The organism is Streptomyces sp. NPDC049954, assembly GCF_040656295.1.
Lineage (GTDB): Bacteria > Actinomycetota > Actinomycetes > Streptomycetales > Streptomycetaceae > Streptomyces.
Window position 1 is genome coordinate 73,957 of sequence record NZ_JBFALS010000020.1, and the last position, 25,991, is coordinate 99,947.

Here is a 25,991-nt window from a genome sequence, read left to right on the forward strand (position 1 = left end):
GGGCACAGCCACCGGCACACAGGAGCAGAAGATGGCCGAAGCACTCGTCGCGGCGGTGGGCGGGAACACCCCCGAGATCCACCCCGAAGCGTTCACCGCGCTCACCTCCGTCGTCCTCGGCGCCGTGACCCTCGCGCAGGAGGCGAGCGTCTGGTACCACGCGGTGCTGCGCGGCGACGTCGAGCGCATCACGATCGGCGCGGGCAGCAACATCCAGGACAACGTCACGGTGCACGCGGACCCCGGGTTCCCGGTGCGGCTGGGCTCCGGCGTCTCGGTGGGCCACAACGCCGTCCTGCACGGCTGCGCAGTCGAGGACGACGTCCTGATCGGCATGGGTGCGACCGTCCTCAACGGGGCCCGGATCGGGGCCGGCTCCCTCGTCGCCGCGCAGGCCCTCGTACCGCAGGGCATGGAGGTCCCGCCCGGCTCGCTCGTGGCCGGCGTCCCCGCCAAGGTCAGGCGCGAGCTCACCGAGGAGGAACGGGCCGGGCTGCGGCTCAACGCGGAGGTCTACCGCGACCTCGCCCGCACCCACCGCGCCGTACGCTGACCGCCTCCGCGCGAAAACCGGTGCGCCGCCCTCGACCGGCTGTGCGCCCGCGTGGGGTGAAGATCACAGGCGGTGCCCCGCCCCCACCGGCTACCGGTGAGTACCGTGAGCGGGTGCCGAGGAACAGGAACCCGCTCCCCACTCCGGCCGCCCTCTCCCGCGCGCTCGCCCACCGCGCCGTGCAGGCCGGCTGGCGCCTGGTCCGTGAGGCGGGCGCCGTCACCGCGCGTACCCCGGGGCGCCTGCGCTTCGGCTCCATCGGCGCCGGGACCAGACTCGCCTTCCCGCAGGGCACGGTCTTCGGGGAGCCCTGGATCCACCTCGGCGAGCACTGCATCATCGCCGAACAGGTCACCCTGACCGCCGGTCTCATGCCCGGTCTCGACCTGGGTCCCGACCCCGTCCTGCGCCTGGGCAACGGGGTGGTGCTGGGCCGGGGCAGCCACGTCGTGGCCGACACCTCGGTCACCATCGGGGACGACTGCTACTTCGGCCCCTACGTCTACGTCACGTCCACGAACCACAGCTACGACGACCCGCACGAGCCGGTGGGCAGGCAGTGGCCGCGTATGGAACCCGTACGGATAGGCCCCGGCTGCTGGATAGGCACCGGCGCGGTGATCCTGCCCGGAGCCGTACTCGGCCGCAACGTCGTGGTCGCCGCGGGCGCCGTCGTACGCGGGGAGGTACCCGACCACGCGGTCGTCGCGGGCGCCCCGGCGAAGGTCGTACGACGCTGGGACGAGGAGCACGGCTGGCAGCCCCCGCTGCGCACCCCGCCGCCCAAGCCGGTCCCCGAGGGCGTCACCCCGGAACAGCTGGTCGCCCTCGCCGACCTGGAGGGCCCGGCCGGGCAGTGACCCGCGCCGTCGGCGCGAGGACGGCGGCGGGGTGAGAGCCGTACCGGGCGGCTGCTAGCGTGCCGCCATGCGTGCTCCTCTCGGCAACTTCACCGACGTCCGTACCGCCCCCGAAGCCCTCGACGACCTGGTCGCGCCCGTCGCCGAGGCCGTACGCCACTGGCGCGGCCCGGTCCCCGTCGAGGAGCTGGTGTACGTGGACACCGACCCGCAGTGGGCCGACACCGCCGCGTTCGTCGAGCACTACGGGCAGGAGCTGCTGGAGAACTCCGCCAACTGCGTGGTCGTCGCGGGCAAGCGCGGGGAGACCCGCACCCACGCCGCCTGCGTCGTCCTCTCGCACACCCGGGTCGACGTCAACGGCGTCGTGCGCAAGCAGCTCGGGGCGCGCAAGGTGTCCTTCGCCGCGATGGACTTCGCGGTCGGCGAGAGCGGCATGGAGTACGGCGGGATCACCCCGGTCGGTCTCCCGGGCGACTGGCCGCTGCTCGTGGACGCGGCGGTCACCGAACTGCCGTACGTCCTGGTCGGCAGCGGCCGGCGCCGGGGCAAGCTGCTGGTGCCCGGCAAGGCCTTCCTCGGACTGCCGGGAGCCGTCGTCATCGAGGGGCTCGGGCTCGGCGCCTCCTGAGAACGGGCGTCCGGGAGCCTCAGAGCCGGGGGATCTCGATGGCGGGGCAGCGGTCCATGACCATCTCCAGGCCCGCCGCCCGGGTCCGTTCGTACGCCGCCTCGTCGACCACGCCGAGCTGGAACCACACGGCCCCGGCCCCGGCCGCGACGGCCTGGTCGGCGATCGCCCCGGCCTGCTCGCTGTTGACGAAGACGTCCACGACGTCCACGGGGAAGGGGACGTCGGCGAGCGAGGCGTAGCCCTGTTCGCCGTGGACCGTCTCCGCCTTCGGGTGGACCGGGACGATCCGCTTGCCGAAGCGCTGGAGCACCGCCGCGACCCCGTAGGCGGCGCGTGCCTCGTTGCGGGACAGTCCCACCACCGCCCAGGTGTCACCGCTCCCGGTGAGGATCTTGCGGACGGTGTCCTGAGTGCCGTACATGGTGCCTCCGTGAGTCCGAGGTGGCCCGCGAGGGCCGGACGTGCCGCCGTACGGGCTCCGGCGGTCTCCGTCTCCCGCGCCAACGATCTCCGCGCGCGAGGGATTCCCCCCGCCCGCCCCGGCACGTGCGGTCCCCGGGCGGCCCGGTCCCCGGCGCTGCGCATACGCTGACCGTATGCCGGACGAGTACCGCACCCTGGCCCGCGCGGGCCACCACGAGACCGAGGTCAACCGGTCGCGATTCCTGTGCTCCATGGCCCCCGCCGCCACGGAACGCGAGGCCCAGGAGTTCGTGGCGCGGATCGCCAAGGAGCACGCCGACGCGAGCCACAACTGCTACGCCTACGTCATCGGCGCCGACGCCTCCGTGCAGCGCGCCAGTGACGACGGCGAACCCGGCGGCACCGCCGGGGTGCCGATGCTCCAGATGCTCACGCGCCGCGAGCTGCGGTACGTCGTCGCCGTCGTCACCCGCTACTACGGCGGGATCAAACTCGGCGCGGGCGGACTCATCCGGGCCTACGGGGGAGCGGTCGGCGAGGCCCTCGACGCGCTCGGGACCGTCACCCGCCGCCGCTACCGGCTCGCCACCGTCACCGTCGACCACCAGCGCGCCGGGAAGATCGAGAACGACCTGCGCTCGACCGGCCGCACCGTCCGCGAGGTGCGCTACGGGGAACGGGTCGCCCTCGACATCGGCCTGCCCGGCACCGAGATCGAGGACTTCCGCGCCTGGCTCGCGGACGCCACCGCCGGCACCGCCTCCTTCGAACTCGGCGCGGAGGCGTACGGAGAGGTGTGACCCCCCGGCCGATGCCACGAGGGCCTGCCTTCGGCTACCTTCGCTGACGTGACCGCCGACGCCACGACCACCGTCCCTCCCTCCGCCCGGACCATGCCCACCGCCGGGGAGTTGCTGCGCCTGTGGCGCGGGGAGCGCCGCATCAGCCAGCTCGAACTGGCGCTGCGCGCCGGCAGCTCGGCACGGCACCTGAGCTTCGTGGAGACGGGCCGTGCCCGGCCGGGGGAGGACCTGCTGGCCCGCCTCGCCGAACAGCTCGACCTGCCCATCCGGGAGCGCAACACCCTGTTCGTCGCGGCCGGTTACGCCCCCGTCTACCCGCAGACGCCGCTCGACGCCGAGGAGATGGCGGCGCTCGGGGAGACCCTGGCCGGCCTGCTGCGGGCCCACGAACCCCACCCGGCCCTCGTCGTGGACGGTGCCTACGACGTCGTGGCCGCCAACCGGGGCGTGCGCTTCCTGCTCGGCGAACTGCCGCCCGAACTCGCCACCGCCCCGCTCAACGCGATCCGCCTGACCCTGCACCCCCGGGGCCTCGCCCCTCGTATCCGCAACCTCCCCGAATGGCGCGCCCACTTCCTGCACCGCGTCGAACGGCACCTCTCGCTGGGTGCGCACCCCCGGTTGCGCGCGGTCTACGAGGAGGTGCTGCGCTATCCGGTACCGGGAGCCGAGGAGGGGTGGGAGGCTCCTGGTCCCCGCGCCCCGCAAGCCCGCGCCCCGTACCCCTACGCCCTGCCGCTGCGGATCGAGGCGGGCGGCCGGGAACTGACCTTCCTCTCGACCGCGACCACCTTCAACACCCCGCTCGACGTAACGGTTTCGGAGCTGGCGGTGGAGACCTTCCTGCCCGCCGACCGGCGGACGGCCGAGGCGCTGCGCGAGGCTCTGGGGCCCGCCTGGCCGGACTGGGAGCGCGACCCGCTGCACCCCGCGGCCCCGGACGGAGTGCCCGGTGAAGACGGCGGTTAGGACGGCGGTCACAGAACTTCGTGGTGAACGGACAGAACTCGGGCCCGCGAGGTGAGAAACTGACCGACGGCTCGGCGATGCCGAGCGCGAGGCGACACCCGTTCCCTGGGGACGGGCCCGGTTGCCCCGGGGCGGCCGCGAGGGTCGCAGAGCAGTGCCACGTCCAAGCCCTCGCGGACCCGTAGTCTTCCTCGTCATCCCCGATCGCCGGGGGCGGACCCGATCCGATCCGGCGCCCACACTCGTAGGAGCAGCCCGTGCCAGACCCCCTGCCCGCTCAGCAGCCGCGCCGCAAGGGCGCCGACCAGGGCAGCCAGAACCGCCTCGGACTCGCGGACACCGACGCCGCGCCCGCATACCGGCCGGTGCCCTCGATCACGCCGTTCCTGGAGCCGGACCTCCCGCCCGCCGTCGAGGACGACTACGACGAGACGGCGTGAGCACGCGCCCCGCCCCTGCCTTCGGCGGGTGGCGGGGCTTTCGCCGCTCGCCCTCGTGTGCCGCCTCGCGGGTGCCGAGTCGCCCGGCCCCGCGTCCCCTCCTAGGCTGGAGTTCCGCCACGGCAGTCCAGGAGGTGCGCATGCCCCGTCCGATCTGGAGCGGTGCCGTGTCGTTCGGCCTGGTCACCATCCCGGTGAAGATGCTGCCCGCGAGCAGTGACCACAGCATCCGCTTCCATCAGGTCCACCGGGAGGACGGCGGCCGGGTCCGCAACCGGAAGATCTGCGAGATCGACGGGAAGGTGCTCGACAGCAGCGAGATCGGCAAGGGCTTCGAGGTCGCGCGGGACCGGATCGTGCCGCTCACCGACGAGGACTTCGAGGACCTGCCCCTGCCGACCGCCAAGGCGATCGAGATCGTGGCGTTCGTGGACGCCGACGAGATCGACCCGATCCAGATGGGCACCGGCTACTACCTCGAGGGCGACGGACAGGTCGCCGCGAAGCCGTACACGCTGCTGCGGAAGGCCCTGCAGCGCAGCGCGAAGGTGGCCCTGGCGAAGTACGCGTTCAGTGGCAAGGAACGGCTCGCGATGCTGCGCGTACTGGACGAGGTGATCGTCCTCCAGGTCCTCCACTGGCCCGACGAGGTCCGCGACGGCTCCGGGCTGCCCCCGAAGCCGGCCGAGGTCACGGACGAGGAGATCGACCAGGCCGTCTCGCTCATGGACACGATGCACCGCGAGGACCTGGACGACTTCCAGGACGCGTACCGCGCGGCGGTCGAGGAACTGATCGCGGCCAGGTCCGAAGGCCGCGAGCCCCCGCACGAGGAGCCCGAGGAGCCGAAGAAGGGCCAGGTCGTGGACCTGATGGCCGCCCTCCAGGACTCGGTCCGCACGGCCCGCGAGAGCCGGGGAGAGCCGGAGTCCGGCGAGGACGCGACCGTCCACGACCTGCGCGAGCGGACCGGAGGGAAGCGGACGGCGAAGAAGACGGGGACGAAGAAGCCCGCCGCTGACAAGCCCTCCGCCCAGAAGTCCCCCGCCAAGAAGGGGACCGCCCGGAAAGCCTCCGCCGGGAAGGCGCCCGCGAGGAAGTCGCCTCCGGCGAAGAAGACGGCCGGGAAGAAGACGACGGCCAAGAAGGCATCCACGGACAACAGCGGCAAGAAGAAACCGGCCTGAGCGGGCGGGCCACCGCGTACGGGCGCACGGATCGGCCTGTGGTTCTCCCCGGCTCGTGACCCGCGTCCGGTGAACTCGTGGGCCGGCCGCCCGTCCGGTGGCCGAAAGCGCGCGCCTCAGGACCGGTGGTCTTCCGCACGTTCGCCCACGGCGTCACGCGGGACTCGCCCACTCCTCGCGGAGCATTCCGAAGAGCACGCGGTCATGGCGTGTCCCCTCCACCAGTACCGCCGACCGGCGGCGGCCCTCCTCGCGGAAGCCCAGCCGGGTGAAGGCGCGCACGGCGCGCTCGTTGCCGCTCCAGGTGTCCAGCTCCAGGCGACTGAGGGGGTAGGCGCCGAACAAGTGGTCCACGAGCAGCCGCAGCGCGTCACTGCCATGGCCGCGGCCCCAGAACTCACGCTCACCGATGGTGACGCCCAGCGTGGCCACTCCGGCGTACGGGTCAAGGTCCCGGTAGTCGGCCATGCCTATGACCCGTCCCTCCGCCAGTGCCTCGACCGAGAACACCGCCGACTCCCTCGGGCTCAGGCGCAGCATGGTGTCGAAGCCGAGTCCGATCGCCTCCGCCGTGACCGGGCCGAAGCACGGGTCACCCGCCGCGGCCCAGTGCACCACTTCCGGGTCGTTGCGCCATCGGAGATGGTGCTCCGTGTCTTCGGAGCGCAACGCGCGCAGCCTCACCAGCGTTCCTTCAAACATCGCGCCACCTTAAGCGACGGTCGCGGCCGCCGTGCGGGTCACCTGTGGTCGGCGTCCCTGCGGACCCGGCCTCGCTGACGGCCAGGGAGAACACCTCACCGGGCAATACCCCTGGGGCTTCACGCGGGGCTCGGTGCCGACGGGCCCCGCGCGAGTCCAGCGACCCGCACTCACATGTGGGAGCTGATCTCACCGCCGGCGCTGAGCACGATGTACGAGGCGTTGGCGTCGAGGCCGACGTCGTGTCCGTTGGTCTCCAGCGTGGCCTCCACCGCGCCCTCGCGGCCGATGATCTGCGCGCGGAACCGCAGCTCGCCGAGCTTCGTGACCTTGGCCGTCCAGCCGCCGGCGAGCTTGAAGGTGCCCGGTCCGGTGTGCTCGCCGCCCATCCAGGAGTGGATCTCGCCGCCCATCGTGAGCACGACGAACATGCCGTTGCCGTCGAGCCCCGCGTCGTGCCCGTTCGTCTCCATCGTGGCCAGCACGGCACCCGCGTTGACGATCTTGGCGCGGTACCGCTGCTCGCCGAGCTGGGAGATCTCGGCCTTGCTGCCGTCCACCAGGGTCTCGGTGCGGACCGGGGACGCCGCCTTGGTGGTCGCGGCCGGCGCGGTGGTGGTGCGCGCGGCGGACGTCTCGGCCCGCGCGCTGTTCTGCGCCTTGTCCGTGCCGGGCTCGGCGTCGCCGGACGCGTGGTCGGACGCGTCGTCGGTACCGCCGGACTGGGAGACGGAGCCGGAGATCCTGGTGCTCGACGCGGCGGCGTCGTCGTCGCCCCCGGTCTGGCAGGCGGTCAGGGAGAACGTGGCAGCGGCGGCGACGGCCACCAGAGCGGCGGAACGGGCGGTACGACGAGCACGGCGAGTGGTCATGGCGGAAACCTCCGGGGGAGTCAGGACCCGGCATCCGCGCCCGCTCTCGCGGGCCGTCCGGCCGGGTCCGGTGTCAGCTACACCCCTTGTGATGGCACCCGGCCCGGAGTTGTTCGCCGTTCTATGTCCGCACCTGGTAACAGAGGAACCGGGCGCCACCGGACGCGTCCCGAGGCGCACAGGCCCTCGGGCCCTCCCCGGTGCGCCTGCTCCGTAGTTCACGGCAGGCGATGGCGGAACCGTCCGTCCCGTAGGTAACTTCTTTGACAGTGGACAGCCGAGCGCCCGGCGGAGCCGGGGCAGGTGGCTTTGAAGCGGTGACACGGGGGAGAGGCAATGGGCGCGTCGACGTACCCGAATCTCGGGTTCGATCCGGCACCGGGCGATGTGGAGACCGTGCGGCTGATGGTCTCGGCCATGGGCCGAGTGGTCAGCGAAGGCGACACGGCACAGACCCAGTTGGGCGGGATCGGTACCTCGGACGGCATCTGGGTGGGGAAGTCCGCGGACGCCTTCTCCGAGTCCGTCGGGAAGATACCGCCGTATCTCAAGAAGGCGCTGAGCGCCATGAGTTCGGCGCACCGCGCGCTCTCGGGCTGGCAGGCCGGCCTGGAGAGCTATCAGGCGCGGGCCCGCAGACTGGAGGAGGAGGCCGCGGCGGCCGCCAGGAAGGCGGGCTCCGCGAAGGGGGCGCTGGACGGCGTCACGAGCGACACCTCCCACATGAGCGACAAGGAGAAGGAGGAGCACGAGAAGGACAAGAAGGGCAAGAAGGAGGCGTACGAGAACGCCGACGGCGAGCTGGAGGACGTACGGCGCCGCGCCCACTCCCTGCACAGCGAGTACGTCGAGGCGGCCGACACCACGGCCCGCACCCTCAAGGACGCGGCCGACGACGCCCCACCGGAGCCCGGCTGGTTCGACAGGATGGTCGACAGCTTCGGCGAGTTCATGTCCGACGCCTGGAAGACCCTCTCCGACCCGGAGTTCTGGAAGGCGGTGGGTGACTTCCTCGCCGATGCCGCTCTGGTGATCGGTGTGCTCGCCCTCATCGGGGTGCCCGGCCTCGGGCTGATCGGGCTGCTGGTCGCGGGTGGCGCGCTCGCGGCCCACCTCGGCGCCATGGCCGGCGGGGCCGATGTGACCTGGCAGACCATCGCGTGGGACGCGGTCGGCGTCTTCGCCGGCGCCCGCGCCTTCAAGGGCCTCAGGCTGGCCGGGAAGGGCGGGAAGCTCGCCAAGGCGGGTGAGGCGATGAAGACCCTGGGCCGGACCAACGTGGCGGCGGGCGAGACGCTGAGGCTGGGCAAGGGCTTCGCGGCCTCGCTGGGCAAGGCGGGCCGGAACATCTTCACGAAGAGCCCGTGGAAGAACGCGAAGGGGATCGGTGAGGGAGTACGGAACTCCTTCAGGGGTTTCAGCCAGACCAGCCAGGGCTACCGGCAGATCGGGCAGGGTGAACGGCTGGTGTCGCAGGGCCGGTCGATGATCGCCAAGGGGCATCTGGGGGACCTTCGCTGGACCCAGGCCGGGGTCGGCCTGGGCGGCCTCTCGAACCTGAACGGCTCACGGTGGCTGAACACCGACGTCAACCTGGGCGACGTCCCCGTGGTCGGCACCGTCCCGCCGCTCCTGGACTACGACTACGGCCACCACGGCACCCCGGACGAGGCCCTGTCCTCCGCCGGTGCCACCTTCACCAACGGCCTGAAGCCCTCGTCCTACGTGGCGGCGTCATGACCGGGGCGCCGCCGGCGGAGGCCGAAGGGCGGGGTGTGCCGTACGCCTTCCACTACCGGCTGCCCGAGGAGTTCGTCGTGGTGCGTGACCCGGACACGGCCGAGGGCTGGAAGGCGGCGCTGGCCGAGCTGATGCCGCAGGCCGAGGCGGGTGAGCGGGACGATTCCGCAGAGCGGTTGCGCCGCGCCGCCCCGCTGTTCGCCGAGCACGGGGACACCCTCGTCGACCTCGCGATGTGCCTGGGCGCCGAGCCCGTCCGCGACACCGACAAGCTGTCGTACGGCGTGGTCGTCGTATCCGTACGTCCCAGCGAGCACCGCGACCGGCTGCTGGCCGCGGAGGCCGCCTACCGGGCGAAGGAGCACGAGCTGCGCGAAGCGCGTGGTCCGCTCCAGGAGGTGGACTTCGAGCTGGGCAAGGGAGTGCGGGGGTCCACGGACACGGTGCTCGCGACGAAACTGCCGGTCGGGCCCGCCGTGATGTCCGTCGCGCTGCGCTCCGTGGAACTGCGTGACCCGGCGCGGACGCCGGAGGGCGCCGAGAGCGCGGGCCGGGCACGGACACTGCCCATGGCGGTCCTCCAACTGGTCGTCCCCGCGGCGCGCGGCTACTGCGTGTACGTCACGCTGACCACGCCTTCGGTGTACCTGCTGGACTCGTACGCGGAGCGGCTCTCGCACATCGCGCGGACGTTCACCTTCGACGTGCCGGACGCCGCCCCGGCTGTCGTCAGGTAGGGGGCCAGGGTGTCCCGGCCCGCTCCAGGCGTTTGCGGTACATGGCTCCGCGGCGGCGCAGGAAGAGGCGTGAGGTGAAGAGCAGCGCGAGGAGGAGCGCCGCGATACCCGCTGTCAGGCCGAGGTTGCGCACGGACAGTTCATTGCCGTTCACGACCAGGGCGATCAGGGACACGGCGGGGATCGCGATGAGGTAGCGGCGCATGGGCTCGGTGCGGAACGAGCCCGAGTAGTCGATCACCACGCGGGCGTGCAGGAGCTTCACCTCGGCCCGTGCTTCCGGCCGGGTGAGCCGGGGGAGGGGCCAGGCGCTCAGCCCCGGGAGCCGGCCGGCGTACGGGGCGCCGGGGTAGCGGTGCCGCATGCCGGCGGTGCGGTCGCGTGCGTCCGGCAGTCGGTGGAACTGGAAGCGCGGGGTGCGGGGGCCGCCGGATTCCGGGTCCGCCCCGGCATACCGGTATCCGTACTGTTCTGCCAGATAGGCGAACTGGGCGAACGACCGGAGCGAGGGTGAGGGGACCACGGTGGAGTAGGTCAGCTCGGTGTCCTCGACCGGACCGATCGCGCGCAGCTCCGCGAGAAACCGCTCGTGCTCCTCCGCCTCCCGCAGCAGCTTCCCGAGCTCCCGCCGCAGCCTCATCCGCTTCCCTTGCCCTCGCCGGCCTTCTTCAGCTCGTCGTAGAGCTTCTGGTCGAGCTTGGTGAACTCCTCGGCCGCCTTGTCGGCGAACTTCGACACGCCCCTGGTGAGCTTGGAGAGCTGCCCGAAGCCGTAGTCCCAGGAGTTCGCGAAGTCGTCGCACGCGGATTCCAGGCCCCTGTGCCCGATCTCCTTCGTGTCGGCGCGCTTCATCTCCTTCGACGCGCTCTTCATGTGGCCGCCGCTGGTCTCCAGCCTGCCCGCCATCTCCTTGACCTCGTCGCCCGCGAACTTCAGAAAGGACATTCGCCCCCCGCCGCCTCTCTCCTGACACCGCTCGGCCCGCGTCATCCGGCCCGTCAAGAGGCTATCGGTGCGGATGGGGCTCCACCAGGGGTCCGCGAGGCGGCGGGAGGGCCACCGTTCACGAGCCCGGTTCGTCAGGGGCCGCGGTTGTCCGCGTACGGATACGGAGTCGAGGAAGGTCCGCCAAGCGGTGCGGGCGAAGAGGTGCGCGCCGAGGGGAGGTTCTGGCTGTCGCCTGCCGCTGCGAAGCCGTCGTGCGCCAGTTGGGTTTCCGCGCACCGCTGTTCGGTGTCGTGGCTGCGGGGGGACTTGTGCCCGGCGTCGGCGGGGGAGGCGGTGGTGGGTCACCAGTGCCGTGATCGCGCAGGTTCGTGGGGGCGTCGGTTGGAACGGGTGGCCCGGTGCGCTCTCGCCGCGGCAGGGGGGCGATCAGCTGCCTGGCCGCGTCTGAGGCCGATCCGCTCCTATGACCGCGGAGTGCTGTCCGAGCACCACGTGCTGAGACGAGGGTGCCCCTGCAGTCCGGCGCGGCCGGTGGCCCACAACAGGGTGAGCCAGGGATCCGCGCCGCCCGGAGCCTGGGGTAACAGACGGGAGACGGGAGAGCACCCGCGAACAGAGAGCGGAGGGCAGGGCTCAGCCAAGCCCGAGGCCTTCCGCCAGATCGTGCGTGTGTACCAGCGTCGCCCGCACTCCCAGCGCCGCGAAGCCTTCGGGGTCCGAGACCCCGGCGGCGTAGCCGGCGGGGCGGAGTGGTGCGCACCATGGCGATCAGCAGCGCTCCGCACGCCTCCAGCACCTGCACCAGGCCGGGCCCGCGTCACGGTCCGCGAAGACGAAGACCGCGGGTGCGTCCGGTCTCTTCCGGCGCAACGCGAAAGGCACATGGGTGTCCAGCGGCGGGCTGTGCGGCCCAGTTGCACGGCGTGCTGGAGCAGGTCGTTGGCGAGGTGCTCGGCGGTCTCCCCGCAGCCCCACTCCAGCGGACCGGCCTGACCGCCCGACCCCCGCGCGGGCGCGTCCCGAAGGATGCCGACGGCGAGCCGCACGGCGAGGCCGACGTCGTCCCCGCTGACGGGAGACGGCACTGATCCGGCTTCGGCTGAGCGAGACATCGCAGCACCGTGTCGCGAGGGGAGAGGGCGACCCCTTCCAGCTTCCACGGACCCGGCTAGGGGGTGGCCCCGGTCGGCTCCCCGAACTCCGCCGAGAGAGCCGCGATGTCGGGGTCGCCGAAGTGGTCGCGCAGTTCCCGGAAGGCGTCCACCTTGTCCGGGCCGAAGCGGGTCACGATCTTCTCGTAGCCCTCGGGCGTGTGGAACCTCGCCGGGCGGGACTTGCTGTGGAACTTGTCGGCGTACATCACCAGCCGCTCCTCCTCGGTGAGCGCCACGTAGTCGCCGGGCGGCAGCGGCAGGCCCTGGCGGACGATGTCCTCCTGGGTGAGGCCGACGCCGGTGTGGCACGAGCAGAACCGGCACAGGCCCTCGGGCCAGCCCTCCTCGGCGAGCACGCGGTGGCCGAGGAGACCGTGGCGGATGTAGTGGCCCTGGCCGAGGACGCCCTGCTCGGCGTCGGCGCTGAGGAGGTAGACGCCGATGTCGTGCAGGAGGCAGCCGGCCCGTACGAGTTCCGCGTCCACCGCCGCCCCGCTGCTCTCGATCAGCTGCTCCGCGATGCGCCAGACGATCCCGCAGTGCGTGTGCACGCTGGCGTGGGCGTCGGCGTCCGGGGCGTACTTCTTGTGCAGGTCCTCGATCTCGGCGAGGGAGGGAATGCGCATTCCGCGAGCGTAACGGGCCCTTTCGCCGGCCACGCCGCGGCCTCACCGCCACGCACCTGCCCGCAAGGACCGGCCGGTCTCACCCGTCCGTCGCGCGCCGGGACGCGACGTCGAGCGGAGCGAAGGAGACCCGGGTGACGAGGCCGTCCTGCGCCCAGCGGAACTCGACACCGTCCGCGTCGCGACGCACCACCTCCACGATGCCGCCGACGTCCTCGGGGATCTCGTTCCGCCGCGCCTCCTCGCCGTCCGTGAGCGTCGCCAGGGCGGCCACCACGAGCGTGCCCGAGGCCGTGCCGTCGAGCCGCGGCACCTCGGCGTAGCGGGTGAACGCCGTTCCCTCCGGGGCCCGTTCGCGGCCCGCGTCCGTCAGTCCGCACAGGGGGCGCAGCACACTCGTGACCTCCTCGCCCGGCCCGGTGGCCCAGCCCGTCAGGCGCAGCCGCGTCCCCTCCGGGGCGTGCAGGACACGGTGGACGCGCAGCTCCCAGCCGCCCCGCACCACGGTGACGTTCTCCACCCGCAGGTTCACGGGCAGCGGGGCGCCGGGCGCGAAGACCGGTGTGTGCGCGGAGGCCGCCCAGCCGCAGCCGTACCCGGGTTCCGTCCCGCAGCCCAGGGGCTCGCCACCGATCCGGATGCCCGTGGAACCGTCCGGCAGGACCACCGTGAAGGAGTTGTCCGCGACGTTCTCCTCGGCGGTGGGGCCCGTCCGGGTCGAGTAGGCGAAGCGCCCGTAGTGCGGGTCGGCCGCGTGCCGCGCCACGGCGTGGGGCTGAGGGTGCGCGTTGCCGTGCTGGTGCACCCGGACCAGCCCGCTGCCGGGTGACGTCTGGACGAGCCAGCCGGGGGCCCGCAGCGCCACGGGTGGCCGCTCCTGTTCCGCGGGCGCGCGCCCCTCACGTTCCGTCCACAGCGGATGCCCGGGCCCCGCGAGCAGCGCGACGAAGGCTTTCGACGCCCAGTAGGGGGAGGCGGGGCCGGAGTAGCGCTGGAGCGTGGCGCGGTGCGGCCCGTGCCAGCCGAGGGAGAGCAGCCCGTCCCCGTCCACGGAGCCGCGTTCCAGGAAGTAGCGCAGCGCCCCGCTCATGATCCGCCGCGAGGTGCCGGGGGAGAGCGGGGTGTGCCCGGTGACGGCGCCGAGGCCCACACCTGCCGCCGCCCCGAACCGGTAGGTCAGGGAGCGGCCGAGGTGCAGCGGTGCCCCGTTCCCGTCGAAGGTCAGGGCGAAGCCGCGCAGGTGCTCGCTGAGCCGGCCGCCGAAGCGGGCGAGCAGGTCCTCGTCGCCGAGCAGCCGTGCGTGCAGTACCGGGTAGAGGTGCAGGGCCCAGCCGTTGTAGTGGTCGAAGGCGCCGAACTCCCCGTCGGAGTACCAGCCTTCGCCCCGGTCCCACAGTTCGACCGCGTCCAGGGCGCGGCGCACGACCCGCTCGGTGTCCCGGTCCCCGCGGCCGACGCTTTCGAGGAACGTGGCGACGGTCAGCGGGAAGAACTGCCAGTTGCTCGGCGGGCAGGTGCTGACGACCGCCCCGCGCAGCCAGTCGGCCGCCCGGTCCCGTACCGCCGGGTCCAGCCGGTCCCACAGCCAGGGCCGGGTCAGGTGCAGGCCGAGTGCGACGGAGGCGGACTCGACCATCGGCTGGCCGAAGACCTGGTAGTCGACGATCCGCGGCCAGCTGTCCGCGTCGTCCCCGCCCGGCGTCGCCGTCCCCGCGGCCAGCCCCTCGGCGTACCGGCCGAGCCAGCCGTGCGGGTCCTCACCCCCGGCGCCCGCGACCCGGAAGGCGGCGGCGAGGAAGGTCCGCGCGTAGCCCTCCAGGCCGTCCGAGCGGGGGCCCGCGGCCGAGGCCCGGCCCGGCAGATCCAGCCGCGCCCCGCCGGGCGAGGCCCAGCGCCAGGCGGCCGCGAGCAGTCCGTCCGCGGCGGCTTCCCAGTGCGCACGAGTGAACCCGGTGTACGGACTCAGCTCGCGGTCCTCGGCCGGTAGCGGGAAGGGCGGACGGAGTGCGGTCATGGAGGGAGGTCACCTCTCGGATCTCGGTCGAGATGGGGGAGCGGGCGCGGTGCGCGGACGCTGCCCTATGGGCCCCGACGTGGTGGAAAGCGCTTTCTCGCCCTCACCCTGGCAGAAGGGGCGGGTGCCTACAAGAGGTGTCTCGTGGCCCAGCTCTCCGGCGGGCGTGCCGAGTCCCCCGGCCGATTCCTCCTCTCCCGCTTCCTTGTGTCCTGGCGTGCCTGCGGCCCGCCGTGTCCTGGCGCGCCTGCGGCCCGTCAGGGTGACTGACGGGCCGCAGGCGACCGGTGCGCGGGCCGGCTCAGTGCTGGTTCGTCGCCAGCTTTCCGCAGTTGGTGCCGTCCTTGCCGGCCACCTCCCCGGCGATCTCTCCGCGCCAGGTCACGCACAGTCCCCGTGCGTCGAGGTAGACCGGCCCCGCGTACGTCGTGTAGTAGCCCGTGTCCGTGACGGTCGTGGTCGGGGAGGCGAAGCCGAGCGAGGCCGTCATGTGCACGGCCGCGCCCGGGGCGGTGCGGACGGTGACCACGCAGTTCTTGCCGGTCGCGGAGCTATAGGTGAGGAACACCGTGCCCTTGGTGCCGATCTGTGCGGAGTTGACCACGGAGTAGCCCGTGCCGCAGGCGCCGTTGTACTTGGCGGCGGCCGCGGCCTTCGTCGTCGTGCCGGTCCGGTGGGCCGTCGGCTCCGCCGCACCGGCGGCCGGGGCCAGGACGGCCGCCGCGCAGGTGAGGACGGCGGCGGTGGCGCCGATGGCTGATACGCGTCGCATGGTGGTCATGTCACGTCCCGATTCCTCGATGGGGCACCACGTGCCCTCCGGGCGGGTGCCCGGTTCCTGAACGGACAACATGGTGTGAATCACGCAATGTCAGACCAGGTGCCGCAGTCGATGGTTGTGCCCGATACCGCCTGTTACCGATTCATGACACTGCGGGCGAATCGGTGCGGCGGGTTGCTGGCGGGAGGCGGGGCTTTCGGCGGGGCGGTCCGAGGCGGTCGCGGGGGCTGCTCGCCGGGCGGGCCGCGCGGCGGTTCGCGTCGCGGCCGTCACCCGTGGCCGCACCGCCCCGGACGCGGGTGGCAGACTGAGGTCCGTGAGGGGCCGGAGACCGACCGGCACCGGCGTGGCCGATGATGACGGCGAGGCCGCTGCGGCCTCGGCGCCGGTCCCGGGGAGCGGCGGCATGAGAGCGGACATGGGGGACGGAGCGGCACCGTGAGGATTCTGCACACCTCCGACTGGCACCTCGGCCGGTCCTTCCACCGGGTCGGCATGATCGACGCGCAGGGCGCCTTCCTCGACCACCTCGTGCGGACCGTGAGCGAACAAGCGGTCGAGGCCGTCGTCGTCGCCGGGGACGTCTACGACCGCGCGGTGCCCTCGCTGGCCGCCGTCGAGCTGTACGACGAGGCGCTGCACCGCCTCTCCGCGCTGGGCGTGCCCACGGTGATGATCTCCGGCAACCACGACTCGGCGCGCAGGCTCGGGGTCGGCGCCCGGCTGCTCGGGGCGGCCGGGGTCCACCTGCGCACCAGGCCCGAGCACTGCGGGGAGCCCGTCGTCCTGCGCGACGCCCACGGCGATGTCGCCTTCTACGGGCTGCCCTACCTCGAACCCGCTCTGGTCAAGGACGACTTCGCCGCCGTCGCAGACCACGAGGGGGTACTCGGCGCGGCCATGGACCGGGTGCGCGCCGACCTCGCCACACGGCCGGCGGGCACCCGCTCCGTCGTCCTCGCGCACGCCTTCGTCGTCGGCGGTCTGCCGAGCGACAGTGAACGCGACATCACCGTCGGCGGGGTGGCCGCCGTGCCCCTCACCGTCTTCGACGGCGTCGACTACGTCGCGCTCGGTCACCTCCACGGCAGTCAGGTCCTCACGGGACGCGTCCGCTACTCGGGCTCCCCGCTCGCGTACTCCTTCTCCGAGGCCGGACACCGCAAGAGCATGTGGCTCCTCGACCTCGGGCCGCGTGGGGAGGTCGCCGCCGAACGCGTCGACTGCCCGCAGCCGCGCCCGCTGGCCCGGTTGCGCGGCACCCTCGACGCGCTCCTCACCGACCCCGCGCACACCCCGCACGAGGAGTCCTGGGTCGAGGCCACCCTCACCGACCCGCTGCGGCCCGCCGAGCCCATGGCCCGGCTCGCCGCCCGCTTCCCGCACGTTTTGAACCTGGTCTTCGCACCGGACCGGGCCCCCGGCGAAGAGCACACCTCCTACGGGGAGCGGGTGCGCGGCCGCAGCGACCAGCAGATCGCCGAGGACTTCGTGACCCACGTCCGGGGCGCCGCCGCCGACGCCCGCGAACGCGCCGTCCTGCGCGAGGCCGTCGACTCGGCGCGCGTGCACGTCCAGGGAACGGAGCGCGGACGATGAGACTGCACCGGTTGCGCGTCACCGCCTTCGGGCCCTTCGCGGGCACCCAGAGCGTCGACTTCGACTCCCTCTCCGAGGCCGGGCTCTTCCTCCTGCACGGACCCACCGGAGCGGGGAAGACCTCCGTGCTCGACGCCGTGTGCTACGCGCTGTACGGCAGCGTCCCCGGAGCCCGCCAGTCCTCCGGCGGGCGCGGCGAGGGGCTGCGCAGCGACCACGCCGCGCCCCCCGTCCGCACCGAGGTCCAGCTGGAGCTGAGCATCGGCGGCCGCCGCCTCGAAGTGACCCGGCAGCCGGCCTGGGAGCGCCCCAAGAAGCGGGGCACCGGCACCACCCTCGACAAGGCCCAGACCTGGCTGCGCGAGCACGAGCCCGCCACCGGCTGGAAGGACCTCAGCCGCTCCCACCAGGAGGTCGGCGAGGAGATCGGCGCCCTGCTCGGCATGAGCAAGGACCAGTTCTGCCAGGTCGTGCTGCTCCCGCAGGGGGAGTTCGCCCGGTTCCTGCGCGCCGACACCGCCGAACGCGGCACCCTCCTCGGCCGGCTCTTCGACACCCGGCGCTTCGCCGACGTCGAACAGCGGCTCGTCGACCTCGGACAGCGGGCCGGCGCCGGGGTGAAGGAGGGCGACACCCGCATCCTCACCCTCCTGCACCGCCTCCAGCAGGCCGCCGGGGCCCGCGCGGAGCTGCCCGCCCCCCAGGCACAGGCCGGCGATCCCGGACTCGCGGGGCAGGCCCTCGCCTACGCTGCCGTCGCCCGCAGCGCGGCCCGTGAGCACCGCGACCTCGCCGGCCTGCGCGAGCAGTGGGCGGGCCGGAGCCTCGCCGCCGACCGCCAGGACCTCGACGAGCAGCGCGCACGCGAACGGCTCCAGGCCCGTCACGCCGAGGCCCTCGCCCGCGCCGAGGCGCTCGCCGCCCAGGCCGGGCAGCACCAGGAGACGGTGGACCGCGTCGAGCGCTCGCGCCGCGCGGAGAGCGTCGCCCCCGCCCTCGGCCTGCGCGAGAGCGAGGCGGCGGCGCACCAGGAGGCCCTCGAAGCCGAACGCCGCGCACGGGCCGCGCTGCCCGCCGCGCACACCGGGGCCGGCGCCGCCACGCTCGCCGCCGCCGCCCGCCGCGCCCACGAGGAACGCGGCACCCTCACCGCCGCCCGTCGCGCCGAGCGGCGCCTGTCCGGGATCGCGGAGGAACGCCGGCGGCTGGAGCGCGAGGAGCACGCCGACGACGAGACGCGTGCCGAGGCCGAGGCCTGGCTCGAAGCGTGGCCCGGGCGCCAGAGCGAGCTGCGCGCCCGCGTCACCCGCGCCCAGGAGGCCGCCACCCGCGTCGAACAGCTCACCGCACGGATCGAACCCGCCCGTGCCCGTCTCGACGCCGCCCGCCGCAGGGACCGGCTCGCCGCCGAGCACGCCCGCGCCGCCGAGCGCGCGGCCTCGGCCCGCGAGACCCGCGACGTCGCCCGGCAGCACTGGCTCGACCTGCGCGAGGCCCGGCTCCAGGGCATCGCCGCCGAACTCGCCGAAGGACTGACCGGCGGGCAGCCCTGCCCCGTCTGCGGCTGCGCGGAGCACCCCGCCCCCCGCGAGCGCGGCGCCCGCCACGTCGACCGGGCCGCCGAGGACGGCGCCCACGCGGCCTACCAGCGCGCCGACGCGCGGCTGGCCGAGGCGGACCACGAACGGGCCGCGCTCGCCGCCTCCCGCGAGGCCGCCGCCGAGACGGCCGGTGACGGCTCCGTCGAGCGTCTCGCCGCCAGCGTCACCGAACTGGAGGAGGAGCGCGCCGCCGCGCACCGGACCGCCTCCGGTCTGCACGCGGCCCACGAGGAACAGGCCCGGACCGAGCGCGAACACGAACGCCGCAGCGCCGCACAGCAGTTGGCCCTCACCCGTGCGGCCACCCGGGCCGCCGCCCGGGAGGCACTGGAGCGCGAGGCGGCCGGTCTGCACGCCGACGTCGAACGCGCCAGGGACGGAGCCGAGAGCGTCGAGGCGCGCGCCGCGCACCTCGATACGCTCGCCGCGCTGCTCGGCGAGGCCGCTGAACGCGCCCGGGAGGCCGAGGAGGGCGCCCGGCGGCTCAAGGACGCCGACGCCCGACTCGCCGACGCCGCCTTCCGCGCCGGGTTCACCACCCCGCGCGAAGCGGCCCGCGCCCTGCTGCCCGAGGCCGAACGGCGCGAGCTGAACCGGCGGATCGACCAGTGGCGGCAACGGGACACCGAGGTCCGTGCCGTCCTCGCCGACCCGGAGGTGGCCGAAGCGGCGGGGCGGCCCGCCGCGCGGACCGCGCGGGCCTCCGCCCGCGCCGAGCAGGCGGAGGAACGCGCCCGCACCGCCGCGTCCGCCCGCGACGAGGCGGAGCGCCGCTGCACCGCGCTCGACGGTCTCTCGGCACAACTGGCTTCCGAGGTGAGGGCCTTGGGGCCGTTGCGGACCGAGTACGAACGGATCGCGGGGCTCGCCGCCCTCGCCACGGGGCGCTCGGCGGACAACGAGCGCAAGATGCGCCTGGAGTCCTACGTCCTGGCCGCCCGCCTCGAACAGGTCGCCGCCGCGGCCTCGGCCCGGCTCGCCCGGATGTCCGCGGGCCGCTACACCCTCGTCCACTCCGACGACCGCGGCGGACGCCGCCGCTCCGGCCTCGGCCTGCACGTCGTGGACGCCTGGACCGGCCGCGAACGCGACACCGCGAGCCTGTCGGGCGGGGAGACCTTCTTCGTGTCCCTCTCGCTCGCCCTCGGCCTCGCCGACGTCGTGACCGACGAGGCGGGCGGCGTACGCCTCGACACCCTCTTCATCGACGAGGGCTTCGGCAGCCTCGACGAACAGACCCTCGACGAGGTCATGGACGTCCTCGACTCCCTGCGCGAACGCGACCGCTGCGTCGGCGTCGTGAGCCACGTGGGCGATCTGCGCCGCCGCGTCCACGCCCAGCTGGAGGTCGTCAAGGGGCGTGCGGGCTCCTCCGTGCGGCAGTACGCGGACGGGGCACAGGCCCGCGGCTAGGGCTTCAGCGGCCCAGCGGGCGCGCGGCCCTCGTCCTCGCCGAACAGGGCTACCCCGTCAAGGAGTTGCTGGGCGGCTTCGAGTACTGGGTGCGGGAGGGGCTCCCGTACGAGACGGCCGGGGGCCGCAGGGGCGGCGCGCCGGCAGGACGCCCCGGACCGGCTCACCGCCCCGCTCGGGACGCCGGACTGCGGCTGCTGACCCGCACCCGCCCCGCGCCGCCCCGGACCAGGGGCGCGCGGAGGCGAGGGCCGGGTCAGAGCTTCGACAACTCGTCCACCAGATCGTCCAGCCCCAGGGACCCCTGGGACAGTGCCGCCATGTGCCACTTCTTCGCGTCGAAGGAATCGCCGTGCGCACGACGGGCGTTGGCCCGGCCGGTCAGCCACGCCCGTTCGCCGAGCTTGTAGCCGATGGCCTGGCCCGGCATCGACAGGTAGCGGATCATCTCGCTCTCCACGAACGCCGCCGGCCGGCTGCAGTGGGTCGCGAAGAACTCGTGCGCGAGATCCGGGGTCCAGCGCTCACCGGGGTGGAACGGGGAGTCGGCCGGGATCTCCAGCTCCAGGTGCATCCCGATGTCCACGATGACCCGCAGCGCGCGCATCATCTGCCCGTCGAGATAGCCGAGCCGCTTCTCCGCGGTGTCCAGGAAGCCGAGTTCGTCCATGAGCCGCTCGGCGTACAGCGCCCAGCCCTCGACGTTCGCCGAGACCATGCCGATGCCCGCCTGGTAGCGGGACAGGTCCTCGGCGACGTGCGTCCACTGGGCGAGCTGGAGGTGATGGCCGGGGACCCCCTCGTGGTACCAGGTCGACACCAGGTCGTAGACCGGGAAGCGGGTCTCGCCCATCGTCGGCAGCCAGGTCTGGCCGGGTCGCGAGAAGTCCTCGGAGGGGCCCGTGTAGTACGGCGCCGCGGCACCGCCCGCCGGGGCGATCCGCGCCTCCACCCGGCGGACCCGGTCGGCGAGTTCGAAGTGCGTGCCGTCCAGCTTCTCGATCGCCTCGTCCATCAGGCCCTGGAGCCACTCCCGTGCCTCCTCCACGCCCTCGATGTGCGTGCCGTGCGCGTCGAGGTGGGCGAGCGCCGTCCACGGGCTGTCGGCGCCCGGCAGCACCCGCTCCGCCTCGGTCCGCATCTCGCCGAGCAGACGGTGGAACTCCGCCCAGCCGTACGCGTACGCCTCGTCCAGGTCCAGGTCGGTGCCGTTGAAGAAACGGGCCCAGCGCGCGTAGCGTTCGCGGCCGACGACGGCGGGGGCGCCCTCGATGGCCGGGGCGTACACGTCCCGCATCCAGTCGCGCAGCCCTGCGAGCGCCGCGGTCGCCCCGCGCGCCGCCTCGTCCAGCTCGGCGCGCAGCGCCCCGGGACCCGTCGCGACGAACTCGTCGAACCAGCCGCTGCCCTCGCCCGCCCACTCGGTGAGCTGCCCGACGAAGGTCGCCGTCGGCTCCGGCTGGCCGTACAGCTTCCGCTCCAGGCCCAGCGCCAGGGAGGCGCGGTAGCCCTCGATGGCGGCGGGCACGGCGCGCAGCCGCTCGGCGAGGGCCGCCCAGTCCTCCTCCGTCTCGGCCGGGGTCACCGTGAACACGTCGCGCACGGCGTGCGCGGGGGTGGTCATGTTGCCGACCGTGCGCAGGCTCTCCTGCGCCTCGTGGACGGCGAGTTCAGCCGTCAGCCGCTCGCGCAGCAGACGGGCGCAGCGTCGTTCGATGTCGCTGTCCGCGCCCGGGGCCCGCTCGGCCCGCGTCAGCCGGTCGAGGGTCTCCCCGGCCAGCCGCGCGAGCGCCTCGGCACCCTCGGGGGAGAAGTCGGGCAGTTTGCTCGCGCTCTCCTTGATACCGAGGTAGGTGCCGGTGATGGGGTCGAGAGCGATGAGGTCGTCGACATAGGCGTCGGCCACCTCGCGGGGCAGCGGGATCTTGGTCTCTGGCATGGCCCACATCTTGGTACGGCGAGGGCCCCCGCGTCACCTGGGCGGCGAAGGGGCAGGTGCCGGCCTTGCCCGGACGCGCGGGTACGCGTCACCGGAGCGCGGTGGCGCGTACCCGGAGCCTCACCGGGAGGGACGGGGCGCCGGGAGCACGGGGCTCACTCGCCGGGGAGGGCCGCGCGCCGGAGGTCCTCCCCGGGGCCGGTGGGCTCAGGGGCCGGGGACAGGCGCGCGGTGATGACGAGGGTGCCCTCCTCGATCTGGTAGTCCAGCGGCAGTCCGAGGCCGCGCATCGCGGCGACCATGCCGGTGTTGGACGCCTGGGTCACCGCGTAGACACTGTCCGCGCCCGCCGCGCCGGCCATCGCGACGAGCCGTTCCAGCAGGCGCGCGCCGACGCCCCTGCGCTGCCACGCGTCCTCGACGAGCAGCGCCACCTCCGTCTCCTCCCCGTCCCACAGCAGGTGACCGAGGGCCACCAGCCCGCCCGAGGCGTTGCGCGCCGCGAGGGTCCGGCCGTGGCGGGGGCTCAGCAGGTGGTTGAGGTAGCGGTCGGCGTCGCGCACCGGGCCGTGGTAGCGCAGCGCGAGCGTCGCCGGGGAGCAGCGCTCGTGCATCGCGCGGGCCTCGGCCAGGTCGCCGGTGTCCGCGCGGACCACGGTGACCTCCTCGCCGCGCGGCAGCGTGCAGACCTCCTCGCCGGAGGGCAGGCGGGGGCCGAGCCGGGCGTCCAGCTCCAGCAGGGCCCGGGCGCGGGCGAACTCGGTCGGGGTGAACGGCAGATACGCCCGCTCCACGGTGACGACATCTCCTTCGGGGGCGCGCAGCCGCAGGACGGTGCCGGGGCCGCCCGGTCCGTCCAGGACGCCTTCGCGCGGGGTGCCCTCGGCGAGGCTCGTGGAGGGCACGGTACGGATCGAGCAGCGGCCCAGCAGTTCACGCAGCGCGAGCGGGAGTTCCGCCGCGTCCAGGGCGGTGCGGGTCGCGAGGTGCAGGATGCGGGCCGGGGCGTCGACGAGGTCGTGCGCGTCGGCCCGCTCGATCCACGTGGACCGGCCGCCGGCGCGTGCGACGGTCCGGCTCAGCGCGGTCGCCGTCAGGCTCGCCGGGGCGCGCAGCGAGAACTCGTCGACGGTGCCCTCGGCCAGCGGGTGCGTCTGGAGGCTCAGGATGTCGACGCGGCGGGTGGCCAGCGCCGTGCACAGGGCGGCGAGCGAACCCGGTGCGTCCCGCACGGTGGTCCGCATCCGCCACAGCGTCGTCTCCTCGTCGGTGCGGCCGGGCGCCGCCTGGGCGTCCGGGTCCGCGTACGAGTCCGTGTCCGCCGTCTCCCCGACACCGCTGTCGGTGTCCTTCGGCGGGGCGTGACCGTGCCCGTGGCGTCGTGACCACCACACGTGGAAGACGGTGGTGGCGGTCAGCAGGACGGCCGAGGTCACGAGCAGCTCGGGCCCGCTCGGCCCGTGGGCGACGGTGTTGGCCACCGCGTCGGCCACGGCCACGGCGGTGAAGAGCGCGGCCAGCTCGACGAGGTCGCGGCGCCAGTGAGGGGCCCGGTGGCCCTGTCGGCGGGCGCGGCGCGAGGAAGGGCGGTGCACAGCGGTCTCAGCATCCATGAGGTCACTGTGGGGCACGGGTGTTGCGTGGCCACGAACACTTTGTGACTGAGCGGTTAAGTATCGTTCCGTTCTGAAAAAGGTCATTTAGTGCGTCTATTGAGTGATAGTGGGTATTTGTGGCTCTCTTTCTGGTCGAACGTCGCTCTCCGCTGCCCGTCGCCGAGGCCTGGCGGCTGTTGACCGACTGGCGGCGGCACGGCAGGACCGCCCCGCTGACCACGGTCACGGTGCGCCGTTCGCCCCCGGACGGCGGCCTCGGCACGCTGTTCGTCGCCCGGACCCGGCTGGGCCCGCTCGGCTTCGACGACCCGATGGAGGTCACCGGCTGGGAGCCGCCCGAGGGCTCGGGGAGCGGACACTGCCGGCTCGACAAACGCGGGCGGGTCGTCACCGGATGGGCCCGTATCGACGTCGTTCCGCAGCCGGTCGCCGGCGGCTGTCTGGTGCGCTGGGAGGAGGACCTGGGGGTGCGCGGACTGCCCCGGCTCGCCGACCCCGTCCTGAGCCGGTCCGGGCGGCTCCTCTTCGGGCGCGCGGTCGACCGGCTGCTGCGCGAGCCGTAGGGGGTGCCCGGAGGTCCGGGCCGGGCCGCCCACAAGGTGTTCACCGGGCGTTCGCCCGCGGGCTCCCGTGCCGGTCCGGCGGGCACCGGGCACACTGCTGGCCAAAACCGGCACCGCACGAGACCGGGCACGGCCCGGCCGCGCACGGCACCGGTTCCGCAGGAGACCGGCATCCCGCCCCCGGCACCAGGAGGTCCCACCGATGGCAGACCGTCCCTCGCTCCCCGCGCCCGGCCGGCGCGCCCTGCTGCGCGGCTCGCTCGCCGCCTCGGCCGCGCTCGCCGTACCCGCCGTGACCGGCGCGGCCCCCGCCCTCGCGTTCTCCGGGCGCCCCTCGGCGGACTGGGGCGTTCAGGTCGGCGATGTCTCCACCGGCTCCGGTCTCGTCTGGACGCGCGCGGACCGGCCCGCCGTGATGACCGTGGAGACCGCCGCCACCGAGTCCTTCCGGGGCGCCCGCACCTGGCGCGGACCGCTGCTGGACGCCCGCACCGACTTCACGGGGACCACGGCCCTGCGCGGACTGCCGTCCGGACAGCAGATCCACTACCGCGTCACCCTGCACGATCCCGAGGACCCGCGCCGCGCCTCACGCCCGGTCACCGGCACCTTCCGCACCGTCTCCCGGCGCCGCCACGACGACGTGCGCTTCCTGTGGTCGGGGGACATCGCCGGACAGGGCTGGGGCATCAACCCCGACCGGGACGGCTGGCGGGTGTACGAGGAGATGCGCCGCCTCGATCCCGACTTCTTCCTGTGCAGTGGCGACAACATCTACGCCGACGGGCCGATCCAGGAGAGCGTGACGCTGCCCGACGGCCGGGTGTGGCACAACCTCACCACCGAGGCGAAGTCCAAGGTCGCCGAGACCCTCGACGAGTTCCGGGGCGCCTTCCGCTACAACCTCCTCGACGCGCACCTGCGCCGCTTCAACGCCCAGGTCCCCACCGTCACCCAGTGGGACGACCACGAGGTGCGCAACAACTGGTACCCCGGGCAGATCCTCGACGACCCGCAGTACACCGAGAAGAACGTCGACGTGCTCGCCGCCCGCTCCCTGCGCGCGTTCAGCGAGTACTTCCCCGTGCCGACGCTGCCTGTGGGCGACCCCGAGGGGCGGGTGTACCGCGTGCTGCCGTACGGGCCGCTGCTCGACGTGTTCGTCCTCGACATGCGCACCTACCGCGACGCCAACTCCCGCAACCGGCAGACCGAGGACCCCCAGGGCATCCTCGGCCGCCGCCAGCTCGACTGGCTCAAGCGCGAACTGGCCCGCTCGCGCGCCGTGTGGAAGGTCATCGCCTCCGACATGCCGCTGGGCCTGGTCGTCGCCGACGGAGCCACCGACTTCGAGGCCGTCGCACAGAACGACCCCGGGGCCCCGCTCGGCCGCGAACTGCAGATCGCCGAACTGCTGCGCCACATCAAGCACCGGCACATCACCGGCACGCTGTGGCTGACCGCCGACGTGCACTACACCTCGGCGCAGCACTACGAGCCGGAGCGTGCCGCCTTCCAGGACTTCGCACCGTTCTGGGAGTTCGTCTCGGGACCGCTCGCGGCCGGGGGCTTCCAGAGCGTCCCGCTCGACGCCACCTTCGGCCCCCGGCAGACCTTCCTCAAGGCCCCGGACCGCGCCAACGTCTCACCCGCCGAGATCCCGCCCAACTACGGGGAGATCAGCATCGACGGGGACAGTGGGGAGCTGACCGTACGGCTGCGCGAGGAGGGCGGGAAGGTCCTCTACAGCAAGGTGCTGCGACCGGGGCGGGTCGGGCAGTAGCCGGAGCAGCGGACGTACGGCCGAGGGCCTGGGG

At 73.6% G+C, this 25,991-nt stretch carries 23 protein-coding genes and 1 pseudogene; 13 read left to right on the forward strand and 11 right to left on the reverse strand.

The window, feature by feature from the left end:
• The first annotated feature begins 31 nt into the window (after window positions 1-31).
• The 3 genes from AB0J21_RS31085 to AB0J21_RS31095 all read left to right on the forward strand — a co-directional run bounded on the left by AB0J21_RS31085 (window position 32) and on the right by AB0J21_RS31095 (window position 2,044).
• Window positions 32-553, forward strand: coding sequence for a gamma carbonic anhydrase family protein (locus AB0J21_RS31085; protein ID WP_363149497.1), 522 nt, complete (start codon window positions 32-34; stop codon window positions 551-553).
• Between the two features lie 113 nt (window positions 554-666).
• A complete protein-coding gene (locus tag AB0J21_RS31090; protein WP_363149498.1) occupies window positions 667-1,413 on the forward strand; it encodes an acyltransferase in 747 nt (248 codons plus the stop codon).
• Between the two features lie 67 nt (window positions 1,414-1,480).
• Complete coding sequence (locus AB0J21_RS31095) at window positions 1,481-2,044, forward strand: YbaK/EbsC family protein (protein ID WP_363149499.1); 564 nt, start codon at window positions 1,481-1,483, stop codon at window positions 2,042-2,044.
• 19 nt (window positions 2,045-2,063) lie between these two features.
• Here the strand turns inward: AB0J21_RS31095 and AB0J21_RS31100 are convergent, their stop codons facing one another.
• Window positions 2,064-2,468, reverse strand: a complete 405-nt coding sequence (locus tag AB0J21_RS31100) for a CoA-binding protein (RefSeq protein WP_363149500.1) — start codon at window positions 2,466-2,468, stop codon at window positions 2,064-2,066.
• A gap of 175 nt (window positions 2,469-2,643) precedes the next feature.
• Here AB0J21_RS31100 and AB0J21_RS31105 point away from each other — a divergent pair, with 175 nt between their 5' ends.
• The 4 genes from AB0J21_RS31105 to AB0J21_RS31120 all read left to right on the forward strand — a co-directional run bounded on the left by AB0J21_RS31105 (window position 2,644) and on the right by AB0J21_RS31120 (window position 5,869).
• Window positions 2,644-3,270, forward strand: a complete 627-nt coding sequence (locus AB0J21_RS31105) for a YigZ family protein (RefSeq protein ID WP_363149501.1) — start codon at window positions 2,644-2,646, stop codon at window positions 3,268-3,270.
• Between the two features lie 93 nt (window positions 3,271-3,363).
• Window positions 3,364-4,242, forward strand: a complete 879-nt coding sequence (locus AB0J21_RS31110) for a helix-turn-helix transcriptional regulator (RefSeq protein WP_363149536.1) — start codon at window positions 3,364-3,366, stop codon at window positions 4,240-4,242.
• A gap of 257 nt (window positions 4,243-4,499) precedes the next feature.
• Window positions 4,500-4,682, forward strand: a complete 183-nt coding sequence (locus tag AB0J21_RS31115) for a hypothetical protein (RefSeq protein WP_363149502.1) — start codon at window positions 4,500-4,502, stop codon at window positions 4,680-4,682.
• A gap of 140 nt (window positions 4,683-4,822) precedes the next feature.
• Window positions 4,823-5,869 carry a Ku protein gene (locus tag AB0J21_RS31120; RefSeq protein ID WP_363149503.1) on the forward strand — a complete coding sequence of 349 codons (1,047 nt, stop codon included), beginning with the start codon at window positions 4,823-4,825 and terminating at the stop codon, window positions 5,867-5,869.
• Window positions 5,870-6,022: 153 nt separating this feature from the next.
• Here the strand turns inward: AB0J21_RS31120 and AB0J21_RS31125 are convergent, their stop codons facing one another.
• A complete protein-coding gene (locus tag AB0J21_RS31125) occupies window positions 6,023-6,571 on the reverse strand; it encodes a GNAT family protein (RefSeq protein WP_363149504.1) in 549 nt (182 codons plus the stop codon).
• 170 nt (window positions 6,572-6,741) lie between these two features.
• Window positions 6,742-7,443: a hypothetical protein gene (locus AB0J21_RS31130; protein ID WP_363149505.1), complete on the reverse strand. Its 702-nt coding sequence runs from the start codon at window positions 7,441-7,443 to the stop codon at window positions 6,742-6,744.
• A 336-nt stretch (window positions 7,444-7,779) separates the two neighbouring features.
• Here AB0J21_RS31130 and AB0J21_RS31135 point away from each other — a divergent pair, with 336 nt between their 5' ends.
• Both AB0J21_RS31135 and AB0J21_RS31140 read left to right on the forward strand, forming a co-directional pair.
• Window positions 7,780-9,183 (forward strand): putative T7SS-secreted protein, encoded by a 1,404-nt coding sequence (locus tag AB0J21_RS31135; protein WP_363149506.1) that lies wholly within the window; start codon window positions 7,780-7,782, stop codon window positions 9,181-9,183.
• Window positions 9,180-9,920: a hypothetical protein gene (locus AB0J21_RS31140; RefSeq protein ID WP_363149507.1), complete on the forward strand. Its 741-nt coding sequence runs from the start codon at window positions 9,180-9,182 to the stop codon at window positions 9,918-9,920. The genes AB0J21_RS31135 and AB0J21_RS31140 overlap by 4 nt, the downstream gene beginning before the upstream one ends.
• Here the strand turns inward: AB0J21_RS31140 and AB0J21_RS31145 are convergent.
• The 6 genes and pseudogenes from AB0J21_RS31145 to AB0J21_RS31170 all read right to left on the reverse strand — a co-directional run bounded on the left by AB0J21_RS31145 (window position 9,913) and on the right by AB0J21_RS31170 (window position 15,443).
• Window positions 9,913-10,560 carry a hypothetical protein gene (locus AB0J21_RS31145; protein ID WP_363149508.1) on the reverse strand — a complete coding sequence of 216 codons (648 nt, stop codon included), beginning with the start codon at window positions 10,558-10,560 and terminating at the stop codon, window positions 9,913-9,915. The genes AB0J21_RS31140 and AB0J21_RS31145 overlap by 8 nt on opposite strands.
• Entirely contained in the window at window positions 10,557-10,865 is a 309-nt protein-coding gene (locus AB0J21_RS31150; RefSeq protein WP_363149509.1) for a hypothetical protein, read from the reverse strand. Before AB0J21_RS31150 ends, AB0J21_RS31145 begins: the two co-directional genes overlap by 4 nt.
• Before the next feature lie 464 nt (window positions 10,866-11,329).
• Window positions 11,330-11,980: pseudogene (locus AB0J21_RS31155) on the reverse strand (hypothetical protein).
• Window positions 11,981-12,036: 56 nt separating this feature from the next.
• Complete coding sequence (locus AB0J21_RS31160; RefSeq protein ID WP_363149510.1) at window positions 12,037-12,648, reverse strand: HD domain-containing protein; 612 nt, start codon at window positions 12,646-12,648, stop codon at window positions 12,037-12,039.
• 79 nt (window positions 12,649-12,727) lie between these two features.
• Entirely contained in the window at window positions 12,728-14,662 is a 1,935-nt protein-coding gene (locus AB0J21_RS31165; RefSeq protein ID WP_363149511.1) for a DUF2264 domain-containing protein, read from the reverse strand.
• Window positions 14,663-14,963: 301 nt separating this feature from the next.
• Window positions 14,964-15,443 carry a spore-associated protein A gene (locus AB0J21_RS31170; RefSeq protein ID WP_363149512.1) on the reverse strand — a complete coding sequence of 160 codons (480 nt, stop codon included), beginning with the start codon at window positions 15,441-15,443 and terminating at the stop codon, window positions 14,964-14,966.
• Between the two features lie 438 nt (window positions 15,444-15,881).
• Between AB0J21_RS31170 and AB0J21_RS31175 the strand changes: the two genes are divergently transcribed.
• The gene (locus AB0J21_RS31175; protein WP_363149513.1) at window positions 15,882-17,042 is read left to right on the forward strand and encodes an exonuclease SbcCD subunit D; all 1,161 of its coding nucleotides are present in this window, start codon (window positions 15,882-15,884) and stop codon (window positions 17,040-17,042) included.
• Window positions 17,039-20,056, forward strand: coding sequence for an SMC family ATPase (locus AB0J21_RS31180; protein ID WP_363149514.1), 3,018 nt, complete (start codon window positions 17,039-17,041; stop codon window positions 20,054-20,056). The genes AB0J21_RS31175 and AB0J21_RS31180 overlap by 4 nt, the downstream gene beginning before the upstream one ends.
• Before the next feature lie 256 nt (window positions 20,057-20,312).
• Here AB0J21_RS31180 and AB0J21_RS31185 read toward each other — a convergent pair whose 3' ends face one another.
• A complete protein-coding gene (locus AB0J21_RS31185; protein WP_363149515.1) occupies window positions 20,313-21,995 on the reverse strand; it encodes a DUF885 domain-containing protein in 1,683 nt (560 codons plus the stop codon).
• Between the two features lie 155 nt (window positions 21,996-22,150).
• On the reverse strand, window positions 22,151-23,608 hold the full coding sequence (locus AB0J21_RS31190; RefSeq protein WP_363149516.1) for a GNAT family N-acetyltransferase: 1,458 nt from the start codon (window positions 23,606-23,608) through the stop codon (window positions 22,151-22,153).
• A gap of 119 nt (window positions 23,609-23,727) precedes the next feature.
• Between AB0J21_RS31190 and AB0J21_RS31195 the strand changes: the two genes are divergently transcribed.
• Both AB0J21_RS31195 and AB0J21_RS31200 read left to right on the forward strand, forming a co-directional pair.
• Window positions 23,728-24,174 carry an SRPBCC family protein gene (locus tag AB0J21_RS31195; RefSeq protein ID WP_363149517.1) on the forward strand — a complete coding sequence of 149 codons (447 nt, stop codon included), beginning with the start codon at window positions 23,728-23,730 and terminating at the stop codon, window positions 24,172-24,174.
• A gap of 202 nt (window positions 24,175-24,376) precedes the next feature.
• The gene (locus AB0J21_RS31200) at window positions 24,377-25,957 is read left to right on the forward strand and encodes an alkaline phosphatase D family protein (RefSeq protein WP_363149518.1); all 1,581 of its coding nucleotides are present in this window, start codon (window positions 24,377-24,379) and stop codon (window positions 25,955-25,957) included.
• The last annotated feature ends 34 nt before the right edge of the window (window positions 25,958-25,991 follow it).

Excerpts from the sequence above, each read along its gene's own strand:
- AB0J21_RS31085 (WP_363149497.1), top strand. The coding sequence starts at position 32 with ATGGCCGAAGCACTCGTCGCGGCGGTGGGCGGGAACACCCCCGAGATC.
- AB0J21_RS31095 (WP_363149499.1), top strand. The coding sequence starts at position 1,481 with ATGCGTGCTCCTCTCGGCAACTTCACCGACGTCCGTACCGCCCCCGAA.
- AB0J21_RS31100 (WP_363149500.1), bottom strand. The coding sequence starts at position 2,468 with ATGTACGGCACTCAGGACACCGTCCGCAAGATCCTCACCGGGAGCGGT.
- AB0J21_RS31105 (WP_363149501.1), top strand. The coding sequence starts at position 2,644 with ATGCCGGACGAGTACCGCACCCTGGCCCGCGCGGGCCACCACGAGACC.
- AB0J21_RS31110 (WP_363149536.1), top strand. The coding sequence starts at position 3,364 with ATGCCCACCGCCGGGGAGTTGCTGCGCCTGTGGCGCGGGGAGCGCCGC.
- AB0J21_RS31120 (WP_363149503.1), top strand. The coding sequence starts at position 4,823 with ATGCCCCGTCCGATCTGGAGCGGTGCCGTGTCGTTCGGCCTGGTCACC.
- AB0J21_RS31125 (WP_363149504.1), bottom strand. The coding sequence starts at position 6,571 with ATGTTTGAAGGAACGCTGGTGAGGCTGCGCGCGTTGCGCTCCGAAGAC.
- AB0J21_RS31130 (WP_363149505.1), bottom strand. The coding sequence starts at position 7,443 with ATGACCACTCGCCGTGCTCGTCGTACCGCCCGTTCCGCCGCTCTGGTG.
- AB0J21_RS31135 (WP_363149506.1), top strand. The coding sequence starts at position 7,780 with ATGGGCGCGTCGACGTACCCGAATCTCGGGTTCGATCCGGCACCGGGC.
- AB0J21_RS31140 (WP_363149507.1), top strand. The coding sequence starts at position 9,180 with ATGACCGGGGCGCCGCCGGCGGAGGCCGAAGGGCGGGGTGTGCCGTAC.
- AB0J21_RS31145 (WP_363149508.1), bottom strand. The coding sequence starts at position 10,560 with ATGAGGCTGCGGCGGGAGCTCGGGAAGCTGCTGCGGGAGGCGGAGGAG.
- AB0J21_RS31150 (WP_363149509.1), bottom strand. The coding sequence starts at position 10,865 with ATGTCCTTTCTGAAGTTCGCGGGCGACGAGGTCAAGGAGATGGCGGGC.
- AB0J21_RS31160 (WP_363149510.1), bottom strand. The coding sequence starts at position 12,648 with ATGCGCATTCCCTCCCTCGCCGAGATCGAGGACCTGCACAAGAAGTAC.
- AB0J21_RS31165 (WP_363149511.1), bottom strand. The coding sequence starts at position 14,662 with ATGACCGCACTCCGTCCGCCCTTCCCGCTACCGGCCGAGGACCGCGAG.
- AB0J21_RS31170 (WP_363149512.1), bottom strand. The coding sequence starts at position 15,443 with ATGACCACCATGCGACGCGTATCAGCCATCGGCGCCACCGCCGCCGTC.
- AB0J21_RS31180 (WP_363149514.1), top strand. The coding sequence starts at position 17,039 with ATGAGACTGCACCGGTTGCGCGTCACCGCCTTCGGGCCCTTCGCGGGC.
- AB0J21_RS31185 (WP_363149515.1), bottom strand. The coding sequence starts at position 21,995 with ATGCCAGAGACCAAGATCCCGCTGCCCCGCGAGGTGGCCGACGCCTAT.
- AB0J21_RS31190 (WP_363149516.1), bottom strand. The coding sequence starts at position 23,608 with ATGGATGCTGAGACCGCTGTGCACCGCCCTTCCTCGCGCCGCGCCCGC.
- AB0J21_RS31200 (WP_363149518.1), top strand. The coding sequence starts at position 24,377 with ATGGCAGACCGTCCCTCGCTCCCCGCGCCCGGCCGGCGCGCCCTGCTG.